Genomic DNA, 2,044 nt, shown 5'->3' with positions numbered 1-2,044 from the left:
AGCCTTTTAAGGAGTGCAGATAGCGCATGAGCACCGTCATTCGTTCCTGGCAGGTGCCGACCCGGGGTGCTCAGCTCATCCGCACCAGGAAGTATGTGGCCGTGATCTGCATGGAACGCTGGGGAGGAAATCACTTCTCCCGCTCTGGCTGGTCCACCTTCATTCCCCGCAAACAGGTTACGACGGAATGGATCGGGGAAAACCTCAAAAAGGCGCTATATAGCAGCGAGGATTTCGGGGCGCATTTGCCCCGACCGCTTCCAGACGAGCCTTTTGACTCCATGAAGCCAGAATCGGGTGCCAGATCTAATGAATTCTGGTTACGTATCCAGCAGGAGTTCGGCTTCAAGGACATTCTGACTGCCATGTCGAAATCAGCACTGATTTTTGTAGGCTGGCCTGAAGATCAGGGGGATCAAGTCGAAATGCGTTCTTCCCGTGGAAGCGGTGCGCATCATTCCGCCTGGGGGACCAATGAGAATTTCGGCAAGGTTTTCCATGCCTCGATCAATTTGAGTGACCTCGAATTCGGCGAGGTTGCGGTGCAGGCTCTGGATCGCTGTCAGCCGAATTACGCCTGAGTGATTAGGCGCCCCCCTTCCCACGACTGACGTCAGCCTTTTAAGGAGTGCAGATAGCGCATGAGCACCGTCATTCCTTCCTGGCAGATCCCCACCCGTCGAGCTGAGGTCATCCGCACCAGAAAATATGTGGCCGTGATCTGCACAGAGCGATGGGGAGGAAGTTATTTCTCCCGCTCTGGCTGGTCGACGTTCATCCCTCGCAAACAGGCTACAACAGAATGGATCGGCGCCAATCTCAAGAAGGCGCTGTATAGCAGCGAAGATTTCGGGACTCACTTGCCTCGACCTATTCCGGACGAACCCTTTGACACGATGAAGCCAGAATCAAACGCTAAATCTCGTGAGTTCTGGTTGCGTATCCAGCAGGAATTCGGCTTCAAGGATAACCTGACGACCATGTCCAAATCAGCTGGCATCTATATCGATTGGCCCGAAAATCAGGGAGATCAGGTGCGGATCCTCGCAACGCGCGGTCGCGGCGGTTGTTTTTCCGCCTGGGCCACCAATGAAAATTTCGGCAAGGTCTTTCACGCCTCGATCAATTTGAGCGATCTCGAATTCGGCGAGGTTGCGGTGCAGGCTCTGGATCGTTGCCAGCCGAATTACGCCTGAGTGATCAAGCGCGCCCCTTCCCACGACTGACGTCAGCCTTTTAAGGAGTGCAGATAGCGCATGAGCACCGTCATTCCCTCTTGGCAGATTCCTACCCGGCGTGCTCAGCTCATCCGCACCAGGAAGTATGTGGCCGTGATCTGCACAGAGCGATGGGGAGGAAGTTATTTCTCCCCATCGCTCTGGCTGGTCGACGTTCATCCCTCGCAAACAGGCTACAACAGAATGGATCGGCGCCAATCTCAAGAAGGCGCTGTATAGCAGCGAGGATTTCGGAGCGCATTTGCCTACGCCGATCCCGAGTGACCTCTCTCGCCCAGCAAAGGACGAGTCAAACCAGAAGTCTCGTGAGTTCTGGTTGCGTATCCAGCAGGAATTCGGCTTCAAGGACATTCTGACTGCCATGTCGAAATCAGCACTGATTTTTGTAGGCTGGCCTGAAGATCAGGGGGATCAAGTCGAAATGCGTTCTTCCCGTGGAAGCGGTGCGCATCATTCCGCCTGGGGGACCAATGAGAATTTCGGCAAGGTTTTCCATGCCTCGATCAATTTGAGTGACCTCGAATTCGGCGAGGTGGCCGTGCAGGCCCTGGATCGATGCCAGCCGAACTACGCCTGAGTGACCAAGCGTTACGTCTAGCAGCCTCTCGAATGCAGGGGGCGTTCTCTCGAATGCGTGCTCCCGAATGCGTGCTCCGGGDGATGCGCGTGTCATCGCCTGTGTCTTCTGTCATTGAAACTTCACTGACGCCAGACACGCGGCGGTCTATGCCCGCCCTCACCAGAGCCGGCCTGATGGCGCGGCCATTGACCAACGAACGATGGTTCGATGCTGCTCCACAGACGCC

At 55.6% G+C, this 2,044-nt stretch carries 3 protein-coding genes; all 3 read left to right on the top strand.

Annotated elements, in window-relative coordinates:
- The first annotated feature begins 26 nt into the window (after positions 1-26).
- The 3 genes from C0V97_RS06895 (at position 27) to C0V97_RS18645 (ending at position 1,815) form a co-directional block, all read left to right on the top strand.
- Positions 27-581, top strand: a complete 555-nt coding sequence (locus tag C0V97_RS06895) for a hypothetical protein (protein WP_127101907.1) — start codon at positions 27-29, stop codon at positions 579-581.
- Positions 582-641: 60 nt separating this feature from the next.
- A complete protein-coding gene (locus tag C0V97_RS06890) occupies positions 642-1,196 on the top strand; it encodes a hypothetical protein (RefSeq protein ID WP_127101906.1) in 555 nt (184 codons plus the stop codon).
- Between the two features lie 283 nt (positions 1,197-1,479).
- Positions 1,480-1,815 carry a hypothetical protein gene (locus tag C0V97_RS18645; protein WP_233582022.1) on the top strand — a complete coding sequence of 112 codons (336 nt, stop codon included), beginning with the start codon at positions 1,480-1,482 and terminating at the stop codon, positions 1,813-1,815.
- Positions 1,816-2,044 lie beyond the last annotated feature (229 nt).

It is taken from the genome of Asaia sp. W19, assembly GCF_003994335.1.
In the GTDB taxonomy this organism is placed as follows: domain Bacteria; phylum Pseudomonadota; class Alphaproteobacteria; order Acetobacterales; family Acetobacteraceae; genus Asaia.
This window is presented reverse-complemented; position numbering and strand designations above follow the sequence as displayed.